General features: G+C 75.2%; 8 protein-coding genes. 7 read left to right on the top strand and 1 reads right to left on the bottom strand.

The window, feature by feature from the left end:
* Positions 1-39: 39 nt before the first annotated feature.
* Positions 40-669, bottom strand: a complete 630-nt coding sequence (locus ABTZ17_RS06355) for an LmbU family transcriptional regulator (RefSeq protein WP_352194347.1) — start codon at positions 667-669, stop codon at positions 40-42.
* A gap of 1,505 nt (positions 670-2,174) precedes the next feature.
* On the opposite strand from ABTZ17_RS06355, the gene ABTZ17_RS06350 reads away from it, so the two are divergent.
* Genes ABTZ17_RS06350 through ABTZ17_RS06320 form a run of 7 tightly spaced genes read left to right on the top strand, consistent with a single transcriptional unit; the run spans position 2,175 to position 17,959 of the window.
* Positions 2,175-2,900: a thioesterase II family protein gene (locus ABTZ17_RS06350; protein WP_352194346.1), complete on the top strand. Its 726-nt coding sequence runs from the start codon at positions 2,175-2,177 to the stop codon at positions 2,898-2,900.
* A gap of 1 nt (position 2,901) precedes the next feature.
* Entirely contained in the window at positions 2,902-3,726 is an 825-nt protein-coding gene (locus ABTZ17_RS06345) for an SDR family oxidoreductase (protein WP_352194345.1), read from the top strand.
* Positions 3,723-6,812 (top strand): amino acid adenylation domain-containing protein, encoded by a 3,090-nt coding sequence (locus ABTZ17_RS06340; RefSeq protein ID WP_352194344.1) that lies wholly within the window; start codon positions 3,723-3,725, stop codon positions 6,810-6,812. The genes ABTZ17_RS06345 and ABTZ17_RS06340 overlap by 4 nt, the downstream gene beginning before the upstream one ends.
* Positions 6,809-8,056, top strand: a complete 1,248-nt coding sequence (locus tag ABTZ17_RS06335; protein WP_352194343.1) for an ATP-grasp domain-containing protein — start codon at positions 6,809-6,811, stop codon at positions 8,054-8,056. Before ABTZ17_RS06340 ends, ABTZ17_RS06335 begins: the two co-directional genes overlap by 4 nt.
* Positions 8,057-8,085: 29 nt before the next feature.
* Positions 8,086-11,298, top strand: a complete 3,213-nt coding sequence (locus tag ABTZ17_RS06330; protein ID WP_352194342.1) for a non-ribosomal peptide synthetase — start codon at positions 8,086-8,088, stop codon at positions 11,296-11,298.
* Between the two features lie 26 nt (positions 11,299-11,324).
* The gene (locus tag ABTZ17_RS06325) at positions 11,325-16,685 is read left to right on the top strand and encodes a non-ribosomal peptide synthetase (protein ID WP_352194341.1); all 5,361 of its coding nucleotides are present in this window, start codon (positions 11,325-11,327) and stop codon (positions 16,683-16,685) included.
* Positions 16,682-17,959 carry a cytochrome P450 gene (locus ABTZ17_RS06320; protein ID WP_352194340.1) on the top strand — a complete coding sequence of 426 codons (1,278 nt, stop codon included), beginning with the start codon at positions 16,682-16,684 and terminating at the stop codon, positions 17,957-17,959. The genes ABTZ17_RS06325 and ABTZ17_RS06320 overlap by 4 nt, the downstream gene beginning before the upstream one ends.
* Positions 17,960-18,027 lie beyond the last annotated feature (68 nt).

Below are 18,027 nucleotides of genomic sequence, written 5' to 3'. Positions count from 1 at the left end.
CGACCCTATGCAAGATCGCCGACGGGTCCGTGCCCCCGCTCAGGCGTGTTCCTCGCGACCGGCGGCGACCTGACCGGCCGCCCGGTCCAGGCTGAGGATGATCCATTCGGCGAGGTCCCGGCCGGACCGCTCGGCCGCGTCGGCCCAGACGGCCTCCCGGTCCGCGGTGGTGCGCAGCTGGAGCCGGATCTCCTCGGTCCGGGACTCCGCGCTCCCGGCGGCGAGGGAGGCGGCCTTGCGCAGGTGCAGGCGCAGGGCGTTGCGGGACCAGCCCTCACGGGCCGCGCGGTCCAGCCAGGCGGCGCGTTCGGCGGGCTCCAGGGAGGCCACCTCGGCGTGGTGCTGGACGCTCAGCTTGGGGTGGCGGGTGGGGGCGGGGTAGCGGCGGGCGATCCAGGCGTAGTTGCGGAGGGTCTTGTAGTCGAGCCCCGTCTCCTCCATGGCCTGCCGGTAGCGGCCCGGGTACATGTCCTGGCCGAAGATGAGCCAGTCGCCCAGCCACCAGCTGGAGGAGTCCGATATCAGGAACAGGTGCTTGCCGAAGCGTTTCCAGTCGGCCAGGGTGAAGTCCGCCGGCAGCGAGAGCCCGGTACGGCGGGTCAGGGCCGTGTTGCCGAGCACGGGACGGGCCGCGGTGCGGAGTGCGGTGGAACCGGCGGGCTTCTCCATGCGAGGTCACTTCTCTTGGGGGAAGGCGGACGGGGTCGTCAGGGGCCGGTCGGGCGCGGTGGGGCCGCGACGGACCGACGTGCGGCCGGGCGGCCGGGACGTTCCGACCTTGGGGGGAGGGGGGCTCCGGCGGCTGCGCCCCCGGTGGGCCCGGGCCGCCCGGCGGACCGGAACAGGGCGTTCCGGGAGGGGTGCGGGCAGCGGGTGGGCTTCATCGGGCGCGTCCTGCCGGGTGGGGGCGCCGCCGCGGGCGTGCGACGCCGGCCCGTCACCCGGGCGCGGCCGAACCGGTCCGGGGCGGGGGAGCCCCCGCGGCACCTCCGTGCCGTCGCGTCGCCGGGTCCGGGCGCACGGGCGGATCCCGTGGCGCGGACGGCCGTCTCGCGTGGTCCCCTGCGGACCGGCCGCATCCCGGAGGATGGGCAATTACTGTGGTCAGGAAGGAGTTTCGCATCGAAATCGGGCTGTGGTCCAGACTTCTCGGCCGCCATTCATCAGCCCGCCATGAATCCGTGGACCGGTCCCGGGATCCGTTCCTTCTTCCGTCGCATTTCCCGCCGTCCGCGGCGCCGGGCAGGGGATTTGTCGAAACGATCGGCCCGCACTCCATGTTCTCCGCTCCCACGCGTTCCCCGGGGCGGGCGCGGCGGCGGCCCACCCCCTGTCACCGCGCGCCGGGAAGGCCCCGGGGAGCTGCCCGGACGCCAGGAACGGAACCCGACCTGCCGGTCTCGCCTGAGGCGGCTCCTGCGTGACGGATGGCCGGATCCGCCCGGCCCGACGCCCGTCTCGGGCCGCGATTCCGGAACCGTTCGGCGTGTCGACCGCCCTGGTCGGGGGTGTCGCCGGGAGCCTTGTCCGGCCACGGCCGGCTCCGCCCCCCGGCGCCGATCCGCACCGCCGCGGATGTCCCGCCGGCGGGACATCCCGTCGACCCGCCGGACCGCCGCCCACGGCACGGTCATTGGCCGGTTCCCTGTGTTCGTCTCGCCATCTGAACACCCGTTCGGGTGGATCGTGCGGAGGTCGGAGGGGTGGCCGGCCCCGCCCGGACGGGTTCCCGTCCGATCGTCGACACCGGCGCCGCGGGAACCGGAGAGGCGTGCGCCACACGACCGGCCCCACGGGCCGTCAATTCCGGGGTCATATATCCGAATCGGCCCAAAAAAGGCCCGCCGATAATCCCGCCCGGCGCCTTCTCCGACGCTTTCCAAGAAGGCGTCCGTGCGCTAGGGCCGAGCGGCCGCTTATCGCATCGGGAGCGGGTCGACAACCGATGTGGCCTGTTGCATGATCCTGGCGTCGAGCGGCACGGGGGGCCGGGGTGACAGGCCGCTGTCCTCATCTGCGCGAGACGGAATCCGGTTCACAGCCGACACGTCCTCGCCCGGATCGTCCGGGCCGCCCCGCCACGCCCACACCACGCCGGACCTGCCCCCGCAGTCCGGTGCGCGACCCCTCGTGACGGACCGATCCCGTCCTCGTACGCACTTCCCCACGGAGCCATGAGCCCCATGTCCCATGCCCTGCCCCTGCTGTGCCTGCCCTTCGCCGGAGCCGGCGCCAGCTTCTACATGCCCTGGCGCTCCTTCGGCACCGAGGGCGTGGACGTGAAACCGATCCAACTCCCCGGCCGGGAGCGCCTGGTGGACCAGGACCCGTACACCGACGTACACCAGGCCGCCGAGGGGCTGCTGCCCGCCGCCCTCGCCGCCGCCGGCGACGGCCCCGTGGCCGTCTTCGGCCACAGCCTCGGCGCGATCCTCGCCTACGAACTCGCGCTCCGGATCGCCGACCACGGCGCCCACCCGGTGGTGCACCTCTTCGTCAGCGGCTCCCAGGGCCCCTGGAACGGCCGCACCGAGCGCGCCACCGGCCTCGATGACGACGCCTTCCTCGCGCGCGTCCAGGAGTTCGCCGGCTACCGGCACCCCGCCTTCGACATCCCCGAGATGCGCGAACTGCTGCTGCCCGCGCTGCGCGCCGACGTCGAGATGCACGAGGCGTACGTGCCCGCCTCCGACCGCCGGTTGGCCGCCCCCATCACCTCCGTCCGCGGGGTCGACGACCACCTCGTCTCCGCGGAGGCGGCGGGGCGTTGGAGCGAGGCCACCAGTGCGGAGTTCACCGCCGTGGACGTGCCCGGGGACCACATGTACCTCGACGCCGACGGCAAGGCCCTGCTGGAACTCATCGCGTCCCGGCTGCGGTCCGGACGGACGGAGGACTGACGTGAGACTCGCCCGCAAGACCGTGCTCGTCACCGGCGCCGCCCGCGGCCTGGGCCGGGCCTGCGCCCTCCGCTTCGCCGAGGAGGGCGCCGACCTCGCCCTCCTTGACGTGGCCGCCGACCTGCCCGACGTGCCCTACCCGCTGGGCACCGCGGACCAGTTGGAGGCCACCGCCGAACAGTGCCGGGAGCGCGGGGCCGCCGTCCTCACCGCCCGCGCCGACGTCCGCGCGCAGGCGGACCTGGACACCGCCGTGGCCGCGGTGCTCGACCGCTTCGGCCGGATCGACGTCCTCCTCAACAACGCCGGGATCGCCGCCCCTTCGGGCCGGGCCAGCCACGAGATCACCGAGGAGGAGTGGCGGGTCATGCTGGATGTGGACCTGTCCGGCGCCTGGCGGTCCATCAAGGCCGTGGCCCCCGCGATGGCCCGGCAGCGCTCCGGCAGCATCGTCAACGTCTCCTCCACCGCCGGGCTCGTCGGCTACCGCTACTTCGCCGGCTACGTGGCCGCCAAGCACGGGCTGATCGGCCTCACCAAGGCCGCCGCCCTCGACTACGCGGCCCTGCGGATCCGGGTCAACGCCCTCTGCCCCGGCCAGGTCCGCGAGGAGCCGACCCTGGAGGGCCGGATGCTCTCCGAGGTGGCCCGCTCCCTCGGAGTGGCCCCCGAGGACCAGGAGGCCGCCTTCCTGGAATCCCAGCCCATGAACGCCCTGGTCGACCCCGAGGACGTGTCGGCCGCCGCCCTGTACCTGGCCAGTGACGACAGCCGCCAGGTCACCGGCAGCGTCGTCACCGTCGATGGCGGGTTCAGCACGAGGTGACCTCCTCCCGCCCCGCCCCCTCCTCCGCCGACCGCACCAGCCAGGAGACCAGCATGCCCACCGCGACCACCCCGACGGCACCCGCCGCACCGGGGGCCGGTACGGCCGCCTTCCACGCCGGGACCGCCTTCGACCACCGCTCCGGCCGCGGCACCCACAGCCTGCTGCGCCGGCTCCCGGACGGACTCACCGCCCGGGAGGCCGCCGCCCGGTTCGCCGCCGCCCAGGAGTCCGGCACCCTGCCCACCGGGCTCCGGCTCTGGACGGAGCGGCTCACCACCCCCGCCGGGCACCCTTCCTCCGAGGCCCTGCGCGACCGCGAGGCCGGCCGCACCCTCGCCCCCGGCGCCCCGCTGCGCGCCCTGCTCCTCGACTACGCCGACGGCGCCGCGGACCTGGTCCTCGTGGCCCACCGCCGGTCCGCGGACAGCGCCCTGTTGGAAGCCCTCGCCGGGCTCCTCACGGACACCTCCCCCGCAGCAACCGGAACCATCTACTCCGGCCTGGTGGCGGCGCCGTCCGCCCCCCGCCCCGTCATCACCGAGGCCGTCCCGCCCGCCTGGGGCCTCGGCGACCCGACCCGGGCCGCCCGCACCGCAACCGTCGCCCTGGGCCCCGTGGAGATCGCCCCGGAGCCCGCCACCGCCGTCCTCGCCGCCGCGGCCGCCCTCGCGCTCGCCCGCTACGGGGAACCGGGCCGCACCCTCGGGCTGCTCACCGCCGACCCGCTGCACGGCGACCGCTACACCACCCTGAGCCTGGACCCCGGCGAGGACACCCCCGTCGGCGAGCTCCTCGGGAGGGCCGAGGAGGCCCTGGCCGCGCCGACCGCCCCCGGCGCCGAACCGCCCGCCCTCGGCGTGATCGTCCTCGGCGGCGACCGGACCGGCACCGCCTACCGCCCCCACCTCGAAGCGCCGTTCCCGCTCACCGTCACCTGGCGGCCCCTGCCGGACGGCACCTTCACCGGCCTGCTGGAGTACAACGAGGCCGCCGCCCACCCCGAGGTCGCGGCCCGCTTCGCCGCCCACCTCACCCGCACCACCGCCCTGCTCGGCGCCAAACCGGCCGCCACGGAGCTCCTCGCGGGCCGGGTCGAGGCCACCTCCGACGAGGAACGCGCCCACCTGCTCGCCCTCGGTCGCCCCCACCCGCTGCCCGCGCACGAGCCCGCGACCCTGCACGGCGCCTTCGCCCGGACCGCCGCCGCCACCCCCGGAGCCGCCGCGCTGTCCGGCCCCGACGGGCAGCTGACCTACGCCGCCCTCGACGCCGCCGCCGACCGGATCGCCGCGGGTCTCGCCGAACGCGGCATCGGCCCCGGCTCCTTCGTCGGCGTCTGCCTGGAACGCGACACCACCCTCGTCGCCACGCTCCTCGGCATCCTCAAGACGGGCGCCGCCTACGTCCCCATGGACCCGCGCTACCCCGCCGAGCGGCTGCGCTACACCACCGGGGACGCCGGGCTCGGCCTGGTCGTCACCACCCTCGACGTCTTCCCCGCCGCCGACGGTCTCACGATCCTCCGCCCCGAGGCCCTGGCCGCCTCCACCGCGGCGGCCCCCGCCCCCGCCGAGGACCCCGACGCCCCCGCCTACGTCATCTACACCTCGGGCTCCACCGGCCGCCCCAAGGGCGTGGTCGTCCCCCACCGCAACGTGACCGCGCTGGTCGCCGCCACCGCCCCGGACCTCGCCCTCGGCGCCGGGGACGTGTGGACCCTCTTCCACTCCAGCGCCTTCGACTTCTCCGTCTGGGAGATCTGGGGCTGCCTCCTGACCGGCGGCAGGCTCGAAGTCGTGCCCTACTGGGTGTCCCGCTCCCCGGAGGAGTTCCACGCCCTGCTCGCCGACCGCGGGGTCACCGTCCTCAGCCAGACCCCCTCCGCCTTCGCCGCCCTGCGCCGGGTCCACCTCGACGGGACCCGTCCGCTCTCCCTGCGGCTGGTCGTCTTCGGCGGCGAACCGCTCGACACCCGCTCCCTGGAGCTGTGGTTCCGGCGCGAACCGCACGACCGCACCCGCCTGGTCAACATGTTCGGCATCACCGAGACCACCGTGCACGTCACCGCCCGCACCGTGACCCCCGTCGACGTGGCCGCCGGCTCCCGCTCCGTGGGCACCGCCCTGCCCGGCTGGACCCTGTCCGTCCGCGACGCCCACGGCCGAGTCCAGCCCCTGGGCGTGCCCGGCGAGATCCACGTCGGCGGCGCGGGACTGGCCGACCGCTACCTGGGCCGCCCCGAGCTGACCGCGGAACGGTTCGTCACCGACCCCGTCACCGGCGAACGCGTCTACCGCAGCGGCGACCTCGGACGGCTCCGCCCCGACGGCGGCCTCGACCACCTCGGCCGCATCGACGACCAGGTGAAGGTCCGCGGCTTCCGCATCGAACTCGGCGAGATCCGCAGCGTCCTCCTCGACGACCCGCGGGTCACCGACGCCACCGTGGTCCTGCACCGCGGCGACGGCGACGCCGCCGACACCCGGCTCGACGCCTACGTGGTGCTGCGGCCCGGCGGCACGGTCCCCGAGGTCCGCGGCCGACTCCGCGGCCTGCTCCCCGAGCACATGCTGCCCGGCACCCTGACGGCCGTCCCCGAGATCCCGCTGACCGTCAACGGCAAGGCCGACACCGCCCGGCTGCCCCGCCCCGACACCCTCCCCGCGGCCGGCGGCACCCCGACCCCCGCCGCCACGACCGCGACCGAGCGCGACACCGCCGCCGCCGTCGTCCAGGTCACCACCACCCCGGCGGCGACCGAACCGCCCTCGGGCGAGCAGTCCGCCGCCACCGGATCCGCCCCCGGCGCGTCCGTGCCCGCCGAACCGGACCCCGTCCAGGCCCTCACCGAACAGGTGCTCCGCGCCTGGCGGGCCACCCTCGGCCCCGACACCGGCCCCGACGACGACTTCTTCGAACTCGGCGGGAACTCCCTCATGGCCGTCCGGCTCTCCGCCGCCCTGCGCCGTGAGGGCCTGCCCCCGGTGCCGCTGCGCGACCTCTACCTCCAGCCCACCGCCGCCCTCCTGGTCAAGCACCTGACGGACCGGCAGACCGCCACCCCCGGATCGGAGCGCCCGTGACCACCGCAGCGCGCCCCGCCCCGCCCCGCGCGGGAGTCTGCTACGACCTGGGCTCCGCCACCCCCAACGACATCGTGGCCGCCGCGCACCGGCTCTGCGAGGTGGTGTTCGTCGCGGACTTCGACCGGCCCGGAGCCGCCGCCGCCCGCACCGCCCTGCACGAGCTCGCCGAGGTCGTGGACCTCACCGGCCTCGACCCCGACGCCCGGATCACCCGCCTCAAGGAGGCGGACCTCTCCGGTCTGCTCACCTACAGCGAGTACCTCCTCGGCGAGACCGCCCGGCTGGCGGAAGGACTCGGGCTGCCCGGCCACCCCACCGCCCTGGTGCCCGCCCTCGTGGACAAGCTCGTGCAGCGCCGGATCCTCGCCGAGGCCGGGGTCCAGGCCACCCGGTGCACCGTCATCGGCGAGGACCCCGCCGAGGCCCTGGCCCACACCGGGCTGCCCGCCGTGATCAAGCCGAGGATCGGCGCGGGCAGCCTGCACACCACCCGCGTGGACACCGCCGAGGAGTTCCTGGCCACCGCCGCGGCCCGGCCGGACGGGCTGGAGTTCGTCGCCGAACAGCTTCTCGTCGGGGACCCGACCGCCGCCGGCGAGGCGTGGGGGGACTACGTCTCCGTGGAGTCCGTCCACACCCCCAACGGCTCCCGACAGGTCTGCGTCACCGGCAAGTTCCCCCTCGCCGAACCCTTCCGCGAGACCGGCATGCTGCTGCCCCACACCCTCGGCCCGGACACCGAGGCCGCCGTCCTCGCCCTGGAGGCGGCCGCCGTCCGCGCCCTCGGCATCCGGCACGGCCTCACCCACACCGAGATCAAGCTGACCCCCGAAGGCCCCCGGATCATCGAGGTCAACGGCCGCCTCGGCGGCTACGTACCGGAGATCCTCCGCCGCGCCACCGGCATCAACCTGGTGCGCGCCGCCCTGGAGACCGCCCTCGGCACCGAGCCCCGCATCCCGCCCGCCCGCCACCGGGGCGTCACCTACCAGTACTTCCTCGCCCCGCCCCCGGTGGCCGGCACCCTCCTCGACGTCGAGGGACTGGACGAGCTCGCCGCCCTGCCCGGGGTCCGCTCCGTCGAGGCGCACGCCGCGCCCGGCCGCCGCGTGGACTGGCGCGAGGGCACCCAGAGCCACCTCGGCATCGTCTACGGCACGGCCCCCGACCACGAAGCCCTGCGCGCGGTCGCCGCCTCGGCCGCCACCGCCTTCCGCCCCGTCCTCGGCCCGGACGCCTGAGCCCCGCGCACCCAGAGATGGAACCGACGATGAACCCCACCCCGCCCGCACCGGGGCCCGCCGCAGCGCCCGAGTACCCCCGCGACGCCACGCTCCACGGGCTCTTCCTCCGACAGGCCGCCGCCACCCCGGAGGCCGTGGCCGTGGAGGACGCGCACTCCGCGCTGACCTACGCCGCGCTCGCCGACCGCAGCGCCCGCCTGGCCGCCCGCCTGGTCGCCCACGGGGTCCGCCCCGGCGACCTGGTGGCCGTGCGCGCCGAACGCAGCCCCGCCTGGATCACCGCCAACCTCGCCGTGCTCCGCGCCGGAGCCGGCTACCTGCCGGTCGGCCCCGCCGAACCCGAACTGCGGGTCGCCGCCCTGCTCGACGACGCCGGGGTCCGGGTGGTCCTCGGAGACCGGGACGCCCGCCTCCCCGACGGCCGCGTCCTCCTCGCCATCGACGGACCCGCCGACGCCGAAGCCACGCACGGCGCGGAAGCCGCTGAAGGCGCGGACGGCGCCGCGGACGGGGCAGGGGTCCTGCCCGACCCCGAGACCGTCCCCGGCCCCGAGGGCCTGGCCTACGTGATGTACACCTCGGGCAGCACCGGCCACCCCAAGGGCGTCATGGTCGGCCACCGCAACGTGGTCCGGCTGGTCCGCGGCACCGGCCCCGGCCGCGCGTACGTGGACTTCGGCCCGCACACCCGGGTCCTGCAGACCGGCGCCGCCACCTTCGACGCCAGCACCTTCGAGGTGTGGGGCCCCCTCCTCAACGGCGGCACCGTGGTCCTCCCCGAGGAGGACGCCGTCCTGGACGCCGACCGCCTCGCCGCGACCCTGCGCCGCCACGCCGTCACCACCCTCTGGCTGACCTCCCCCCTCTTCAGCCGGCTGGTCCGGCAGGACCCGGCGCTCTTCGCGCCGCTCACCGAACTCCTCGTCGGCGGCGACGTGGTGGTGGGGGAGGACGTGGCCGCAGTGCTGGCCGCCGCCCCCGCACTGCGGGTGGTCAACGGCTACGGCCCCACCGAGAACACCACCTTCTCCACCACGCACGTCATCACCCCCGAGGACACCGGCGGCCCGCTGCCCATCGGCCGCCCCGTCGCCCACTCCACCGCGCAGGTCCTCGACCCCGAAGGCGCGCCCGTCCCCCCGGGCCGCATCGGCGAGCTGTTCGTGGGCGGCGACGGTGTGGCCCTCGGCTACCTCGGCCGGCCCGAACTCACCGAGGCGGCCTTCCGCCCCGACCCCACCCGCCCCGGCGGCCGGCTCTACCGCACCGGCGACCTGGTGCGCGAACGCCCCGACGGCGTCCTGGAGTTCCACGGACGCGCCGACGGACAGGTCAAGATCCGCGGCTACCGCGTCGAACCCGGCGAGATCGAGGCGGTGCTCCGCGCCCACCCCGACGTGGCCGAGGCCGTGGTCGTGCCCCGGGTCCGCCCCGGCGGCGACCCCGCCGACCGCTACCTCGCCGCCTACTACACCGAGGTCGTCCCGACCGACCCCCGCGAACTCCGCGAACACCTCGCCGAGCGGCTGCCCCGGCACCTGCTCCCCGGCCACCTGGTGCCCCTGGACGCCCTCCCGCTCACCGCGCACGGCAAGACCGACCGGGCCGCGCTCCCCGACCCGGCGGACCTCTTCCACCTGCCCGCCGAGCACGTACCGCCCCGCGACACCACCGAGGAACGCCTCGTCGCCCTCTGGGAGGCCGCCCTCCCCGGCGCCACCGTCGGCGTCCTCGACTCCGCCTTCGACCACGGGGTCGACTCCCTGCTGGCCGCCGGACTCGCCACCGCCATCGGTGCCGCCTTCGGGACCCCCGTCACCGTCGCCGACGTCTTCCGCAACCCGACCGTGGAAGAGCTGGCCCTGCTCCTCGCCGAGCGGGCCCCCGGACCCGCCGCGCCGGCCGGTCCGCCCCCGGCCCCGCCCGCCGACCACTACCCGCTGGCCCCCCAGCAGTACCCGCTCTTCGTGGCCCAGAGCCGCGACCCGCGCACCGTCCAGTACAACGTGCCGCTGCTGCTGGAACTGCCCGCCGACACCGACCCGGACCGCCTGGCCGCGGCCTGGCACGCCCTGGTCCGCCGCCACGAGGTGCTGCGCACCTCCTTCCATCTCCTCGACGAACCCGTCCAGCGGGTGGACCCCGGCGCGGGCGGGGAACTCGCCGTCACCACCGGGGAACCGGACCTCGCCGCGCTCGTCCGCCCCTTCGACCTGTCCGTGCCCCCGCTGGCCCGCGCCGTCCTGCACACGCGCGAGGACGCCCCGCCCGTGCTGTTCACCGACCTCCACCACCTGGTGGCGGACGGCCTGTCCCTGGGCCGGCTCTTCGGCGACCTCGACGCCCTCTACCGGGGGGAGGAACTCCCCCCGGTGGCCCTGCCCTACCGCGACTACGCCCACTGGGCCGCGGCCGGCGAGGGCAAGGAACTCGCCGAACGCCAGAGGGGCTTCTGGACCACCGCCTTCGAAGGCCGCCCCGCGCCCGTGGAACTCCCCACGGACCGCCCCCGTCCCGCCGACCGCAGCAACGCCGGGGACCTGCTGCCCTTCTCCCTGGGACCGGAGCGCACCGCGGCCCTGCGGGCCTTCGCGGCCCGTCGGGGCACCACCCTGCTCGCCCCGCTGGCCGCCGCCCACGCCGTCTTCCTGGCCCGCGTCACCGGCCAGTACGACCTCACCACCGGCATCCCCGCGGCCGGGCGCACCGCGGCCGGACTCGACGGGGCCGTCGGCATGTTCGTCAACACCGTCTGCCTGCGGCTGGCCTTCGCCCCCGACACCCCCTTCACGGAGCTGACCGCCCGGGCCGCCGAGGCCTCCCGGGAGGCCCTGGCCCACCAGGACCTGCCGTACGGGGAGTTGGTCCGCGAAGCGGCCGCCGAGCCGGTGCCCGGCCGCAACCCCCTCTTCGACACCCTGCTCGCCCTCCAGGCCGGCGCCCTGCAGACCGCGGAGTTCCTCGGGACCCCCGTGCTGCTGCGGCCCCGCCACACCGGCCAGGGCATGGCCGACCTCAACCTCCAGGTGTTCGAGGAGCCGGAGGACCTGTACTGCGAGTGGGAGTACGCCACCGAACTCTTCGACCGCGCCACCGTCGCCGCCTTCCGCGACACCCTCCTGGACGTCCTCGACCGGGCCCTCGCCGACCCCGCCGCGCCCGTCGGCGCACCGGCCGCCCCCGTCGACACCGGACCGGCCGCCGCGCCGGAACCGACCGGCCTCGACTTCGCCTTCTGACCCGCACGCCGAGGAGCACCCCCGTCATGAGCACCCACCTGACCGTCGGACAGCGCAAGATCGCTGCCGCCCAGCGGCCCGCCGCGGCCGCCTTCTGGGCCCGCTTCCTGGCCGGTTCCCGCGCCACCGGGTTCCCCGCCGACCACCCCGCCGCCGCTCGCACCGGCCGCCCCCGCGCCGCCGCGGAGACCGTCCTCGCCCCGGAGACCGCCGAGCGGCTGTACGCCGTCAGCCGCGGCGAGGACACCGCCCTGCACGCCCTGGCCACCGCCGTCGCCTTCGCCCTGCTCCACACCTACACCGGCGAGGAGGACCTGCTCATCGGCCGGCCGCCCACCGGCCCCGAGCCGCTGGCCCGGGTGCTGCCGATCCGCCTCGCCCACACCGGCGCGGACTCGCTGAAGGACCTCCTGGCACGGCTGCGCGCCGTCCTCCCCGAGGTCCAGGCCCACCAGGACTACCCCGTCGAACTGACCGGCGCCGAGACCGAGGTGGCCGTCGCCCTGGCGGGGCTCCACACGCAGGAGGCCGTGGACGCCCTCGCCGCCGACGTGGTCCTGGTGCTCCGCCGCACGTCCGAGGGCGGCCTCGCCGTCGAGGTCCGCACCGAACCCGACCGCTTCGCCCCGGACAGCGCCGACCGCCTCGCCGCCCACTACGTCCGGCTGCTCACGGCCGCCCTGGCCGCCCCGGACGCGCCCCTGGCCGCGGTGGACCTCGCCGACGCCGCCGACGCCGCCGTCACGGCGGCCGCCAACGCCACCGAGGCGCCCTTCCCCTCCGAGTCGACCCTGCCGCAGCTCTTCGCCCGCGCCGTGGCGGCCGCGCCCGACGCCCCCGCCGTCACCGGCGGCGGTCGCACCCTCACCTTCGCCGAGCTGGACCGGGCCACCGCCCGCCTCGCCCGCACCCTGCGCGCCCGCGGCGTCGGACCGGAATCCCTGGTCGGCGTCCTCGCCGAGCGCTCCCCGGAGATGCTCACCGGCATCCTCGCCGTGCTCCGGGCGGGCGGCGCCTACCTGCCGCTGGACGTGTCCCTGCCCCCGGCCCGCCTGGCCTACATGCTGGAGGACAGCAAGACCGCCCTGGTCCTGGCCCAGCCCGCGCACGCGGACCGGGTCCCGGCCCCCGCCGCCGTCCTGGAACTCACCGGGGAACTCCTCGACCCCACCGCCGGCGAGGAGCCCGCGGAGGGTGAGGACGAGTCCGCCGTACCGGCCGGCTCCGCCGGGGACGCCGCGTACGTCATCTACACCTCGGGCTCCACCGGCGCCCCCAAGGGCGTGGTCGTCGAGCACCGCAGCGTGGTCAACCGGCTGCACTGGATGCAGCGGGCCTACCCGATCGGCCCCGGCGACACCGTCCTCCAGAAGACCCCCGTCTCCTTCGACGTGTCCGTCTGGGAGCTGTTCTGGTGGCACATCGAGGGTGCCCGGGTGGCCCTCCTCGAACCCGGCGGCGAGCGCGAGCCGGAGGCCATCGTCGCCGCCGTCGAACGCCACCGGGTCACCACCCTGCACTTCGTGCCCACCATGCTCGGCGCCTTCCTGGACTACGTGGCCGCCACCGGCGCCGCCGACCGCCTGGGCTCCCTCCGCCAGGTCTTCGCCAGCGGCGAGGCCCTGGGCGTGCACCACGTCCGCCGCTTCGCCGAACTCCTCGGCCACGCCGAGCTGATCAACCTCTACGGGCCCACCGAGGCCACCGTGGACGTCAGCCACCACCGCACCGCCGAGGGCGACGCCCTGGTGCCCATCGGCCTGCCCATCGACAACACCCGCCTGTACGTGCTCGACGCGCGGCGCCGCGAACGCCCCGTGGGCCTGCCGGGCGAGCTGTACATCGCCGGTGACGGCCTGGCCCGCGGCTACCTGCACCGCGCCGAACTCACCGCCGAACGCTTCGTGGAGCAGCCCTTCGGGGAGGCGGGCGAGCGCCGCGCCTACCGCACCGGCGACCTCGTCCGTCGCCTCCCGGACGGCTCCCTCGAATACCTCGGTCGCAACGACTCCCAGGTCAAGCTCCGCGGCTACCGGATCGAACCCGGCGAGATCGAGCGCGCCCTCCTCGACGATCCCCGCGTCGGCGACGCCACCGTGCTCGTGCGCACCGGCACCGACGGCCACCAGCGGCTCCTGGCCTGGGTCACCTCCGCCGGCACCCCCGACGGCCCGCCGGCCGAGGAGGAGCTGCGGACCCGCCTCGCCGCGGTCCTGCCCGGCTACATGGTCCCCGCCCGGATCACCGTCCTGGACGCCTTCCCGCTCTCGCCCAACGGCAAGCTGGACCGCGCCGCCCTTCCCGAGCCGGTCACCGAGGCCGCCGGGTACACGGCCCCCCGCACCCCCACGGAGGAGGCGCTCGCCGCCCTGGTCGCCGAGGTCCTGGGCCGCGAACGGGTGGGCGTGCACGACGGGTTCTTCGCCCTCGGCGGCACCTCCATCCACTTCGTGACCGTCCTGGCCAAGGCCCGCCGCCTGGGCCTGGCCTTCACCTTCCAGCAGCTCTTCGCGCACCCCACGGTCGCCGGGCTGGCCGCCGTGCTCGACGAGGGCGGCACCGAGGACGGCCTCCGCCACGAGTTCGCGCCCTTCGAGCTGATCAGCGCCGAGGAGCGGGAGAGGCTCCCCGAGGACGTCGAGGACGCCTACCCGATGTCCATGCTGTCCGCCGGCACCATCTTCCAGAGCGAGATGACCCGCGGCAGCTCCCAGTACCACGACATCATCGGCTACCTCATCAACGCCCCCTTCGATCCGGCGGCGTTCACCGAGGCCGTGCGCGTGCTCGTCGCACAGAACCCGATCTTCCGCACCAGCTACCGGCTCACCGGCTTCACCGACTACCTCCAGCTCGTCCACAGGAACGTGGACCCGCCGCCGGTGTTCATCGCCGACGTCCGCCACCTCGACGAGGCCGCGCAGGAGGAGTGGTACGAGGAGTGGGAGCGCCAGGAGAAGGCCCACGCCTTCGACTGGGAGCACCCCGGCCTGATCCGCCTCCACGTCCACGTGCTCCGCGACGACCTGTACCGCTACAGCATCAGCCAGCACAACTCGGCCCTGGACGGCTGGAGCATCAACCTGGTGCACACCAAGCTGTTCGAGATCTACCACGCCCTGCGCGCCGAGGGCGCCTGGAACGGCGAGCCCGTCCCCAACCACCTCCGCAACTTCATCGGCCTGGAGCGGCAGTCCCTGGCCTCCGAGACCGACCGGCGGTACTGGCTGGACCTGCTCGAAGACCGCCCCCGGACGGTGGTGCCGCGGCTGCGCCCCCGGGACGAGTCCGCCGCCTTCCACGTGGTCCTCCAGGACGTGCCGCTCCCGCGCGGCCTGTCCGACCGCATCGTGGCCCTCGCCGGCCGCCTCGGCGTCCCCGTCAAGACCGTGCTGCTCGCCGCGCACCTGAAGGTGCACGCCCTGCTCACCGGCGAGTCCGACGTGATCACCGGCTACGAGCACAGCGGCCGCCCCGAGGTCGCCGACGCGGAGAAGGCCTGCGGCCTCTTCCTCAACTCGGTGCCCCTGCGGGTGGACCTCGCCGACGGCAGCTGGGAGGCACTGGTCCGCCAGGTCTACGAGGCCGAGAGCTCCTTCCTGCCGCACCGGCGCTACCCGATGGCCAAGATGAAGCAGGACCTCCAGACCCAGGTCCCCCTCTTCGAGACCGTCTTCAACTTCACGCACTTCTACTCGCTCAAGGCGCTCCGCGCGCTCCCCGAGTTCTCCCTGCTCGACGTGCGCGCCGTGGCCATCACCGAGTTCCCGCTCCGCTCGGAGTTCTCCCGCCACTTCTACACCGACGAGGTGCAGCTCAGCCTGCACTACCACACGGACGCCTTCGACAACGAGCACATCGTCCGCGTCGGCGGCTACTTCCTGGCCGCCCTCGACCAGATGACCGCGGACCCCGCCGCGCAGCACCCCACCGCCACCCTCCTGGACGAGGCCGAACTCGCCCTGCTCGCCGGTTTCGGCACGCGCCCGCAGCCCGCCCTGCCGGGGGTCGCGGACGGCACCACGGTCAGCGTCCTCGACCCCGCCGGGCTGCCCGCCCCCATCGGCGCCCCCGGCGAGCTGGTCCTCACCGCTCCGGACGGCACCCGCACCGCCGCCGGCCGCGGCCGCTGGCTGCCGGACGGCCTGCTGGAGCGCGAGGCCGCCGGGGGAGAGGAGCCGGGAACGGAACACGGCACGGAACCGGCGTCGGAGAAGGGCACGGAGACGCCCGCGGCCCCCGCCGAGGAGGCGGCGCGCGAGTCCGACGGCGCGCTGTCCTCCGCCGCCCTGCGCGTGGCCGCCGTCTGGGGCGAGGTCCTGGGCATCGACCCGGCGGGCATCCGCCCCGAGGACGACTTCTTCGAGCTGGGCGGCAACTCCCTCGCCGCCATGCGCGCCGTGATGATGCTCAACGGCCTCGTCACCCTCAAGGACGTCATGCGCAACTCCCGCCTGGGCGAACAGGCCGCCCTGGCAGAGAAGTCGACCCAGGACGAGGGCAACGGCGTCCTGGTCCGCCTCACTCCCGCCGACGACCGCCCGGCCGCCACCCTGGTCTGCTTCCCCTACGGTGCCGGACACGCGGTGCACTTCCGGCCGGTGGCCGACGCCATGCGCCGGCAGGACCCCGGCTTCGCCGTGCTGGGCGTGGAACTCCCCGGACACGACCCCAAGTCCGCCGCGGACGAGCTGCGTTCCGTCCGCGAGACCGCCACCCTGGTCGTGGAGGAGCTGCTCCGCCAGGAGCGCGGCCGGATCGTGCTGTGGGGCCACTGCGTGGGCTCGGCCCTGGCCCTGGAGACCGCCCGCCTGCTCCGCGCGCGCGGCACCGAGGTCGCCCACCTCTTCATCGGGGCCAAGCTGCTCTACACTCCCGAGGCCATCCGCGAGTCCATCGACTACGTCTCCGGCATGACCTACGAGGACATCCGGCACTGGCTCACCGTGGAGACCGGCTTCACCGGCTTCGACGAACTCGGCGCCTCCTACGCGGACCTGTTGGTGCGCACCTTCCGGCACGACTCCACCAGCGCCAACGCCTGGTACCTGGAGGCCCGGGAGGAGGCGCCGGCGGGCGGCGCGTCGAGCCCGGTGCCCTTCCCCGTCACCGCCGTGTACGCGGCCGACGACCCGGTCACGGAGGGCTTCGCCGACCGCAACGGCGACTGGGCCCCGCTCGCCGGGATCCCGCGGCTCCTGGAGATCCCCGGGGGCGGCCACTACTTCACCCGCACCCGGCCCGCCAAGGTCGTGGAGATCGTCCTGGAGACCCTGGCCGCCGAGCACGGCACCACCGGGGACCGGTCCGCCGCCGACTCCGCCGATTCCGCCGATTCCGCCGACTCCGCCGCCCCGCACACCGCCCCGACGGGAGACCCCCGGTGACCGCCACCGCCGACGCCCCCCTCGCCGGGGCCGCCGCCCCCACGCCCGCCGATCCCACGGTCGTGGACCTGTCCGCCCCGGCCGAGTTCGTCCCCGAGCCGCCGCACCGCGTCTGGGCGGCGCTGCGGGAGCTGCCCGGACTGCACTGGCAGGACCGGCCCGACGCGCCCGGTTTCCACTCCGTGGTCCGCCACGACCACACCCGCACCGTCCTGCGCGACGTGGCCACCTACAGCTCCGAATGGGGCATGACCCTCGACAGCACCCTCGGCACCCGCGACCCCGCCGCCGGGCTGATGATCGAACTCACCGACAAGCCGCGCCACGCCCGCCTGCGCAAGCTCGTCACCGCCGCGATCACCCCGCAGTTCGTGCAGTCGCTGACACCGGTGATCCAGGGCCACGCGGCCCGGCTCGCCGAGGCGGCCGTCCGGCAGGAGGGCCCGGTGGACGCGGTCACGGCCCTCACCGCCCCCATGCCCCGGCTCACCATCGGCTCCATCCTCGGCATTCCCGTCGAGGACCAGGAACGGGTGGCGGCGATGGCCAGCCGGGCCATCACCGGCACCGAGGCGGCGGGCGCGGCGACCCCCACCCTCGCCGAGCGGCGCCGGTGCAGCGAGACCGGGAACAACGACCTGCTGATGTACTTCGTCGAGATCATCGAGGGCGAACCGCACCGCCTCGACCCCGGCGGCATGGTGCGCCGCCTCATGGACATCGAGCTCGACGGCGAACGGCTCACCTCCGACGAGGTGTTGCTCAACTGCCTCAACCTCGCCATCGGCGGCTACGAGACCACCAAGAACGCCGTGGCCTCGGGCCTGTACCGGCTGGCCGGCCTGCCCGGGGCCTGGCAGTGGCTGCGCGAGGACCACGACCGGGTGCCGGCCATGATCGAGGAGATGCTCCGCTTCGACACCCCGGCCATGCACCTGATCCGCACGGTGACCCGGCCCACCGTCCTCGGCGGCACCGAGCTCAAGGAGGGCGACACCGTCTGCGTGTGGCTCTCCGCGGCCAACCGCGACCCCGCGGTGTTCGAGGCCCCGGACGAGTTCCGGATCGACCGCGACCCCAACAACCACCTGGCCTTCACCATCGGCCCGCACTTCTGCCTGGGGGCCGTCCTCGCCCGGCTGGAGATGCGCTCCCTGTTCACCGAGCTCCTGACCCGGGTGGAGTCGCTGGAGGCGCTCTCCGCCCCCGTCCGACGCCCCTCGAACTTCATCGCGGGCATCGACCGCCTCGACCTCCTGCTGCACACGGCCTGACCAGCGGGCGTCCCGGAGCCGCGCTCCGGGACGCCCGGGCCCGTCCACTCCCAACAGAGAGAAGACCC

Origin of the sequence: Streptomyces sp. NPDC097619, assembly GCF_040302735.1 — a bacterium.
Taxonomy (GTDB): Bacteria; Actinomycetota; Actinomycetes; order Streptomycetales; family Streptomycetaceae; genus Streptomyces.
The sequence above is the reverse complement of the archived record's forward strand: the minus strand, read 5'-3'. Positions and strand labels throughout refer to the sequence as shown.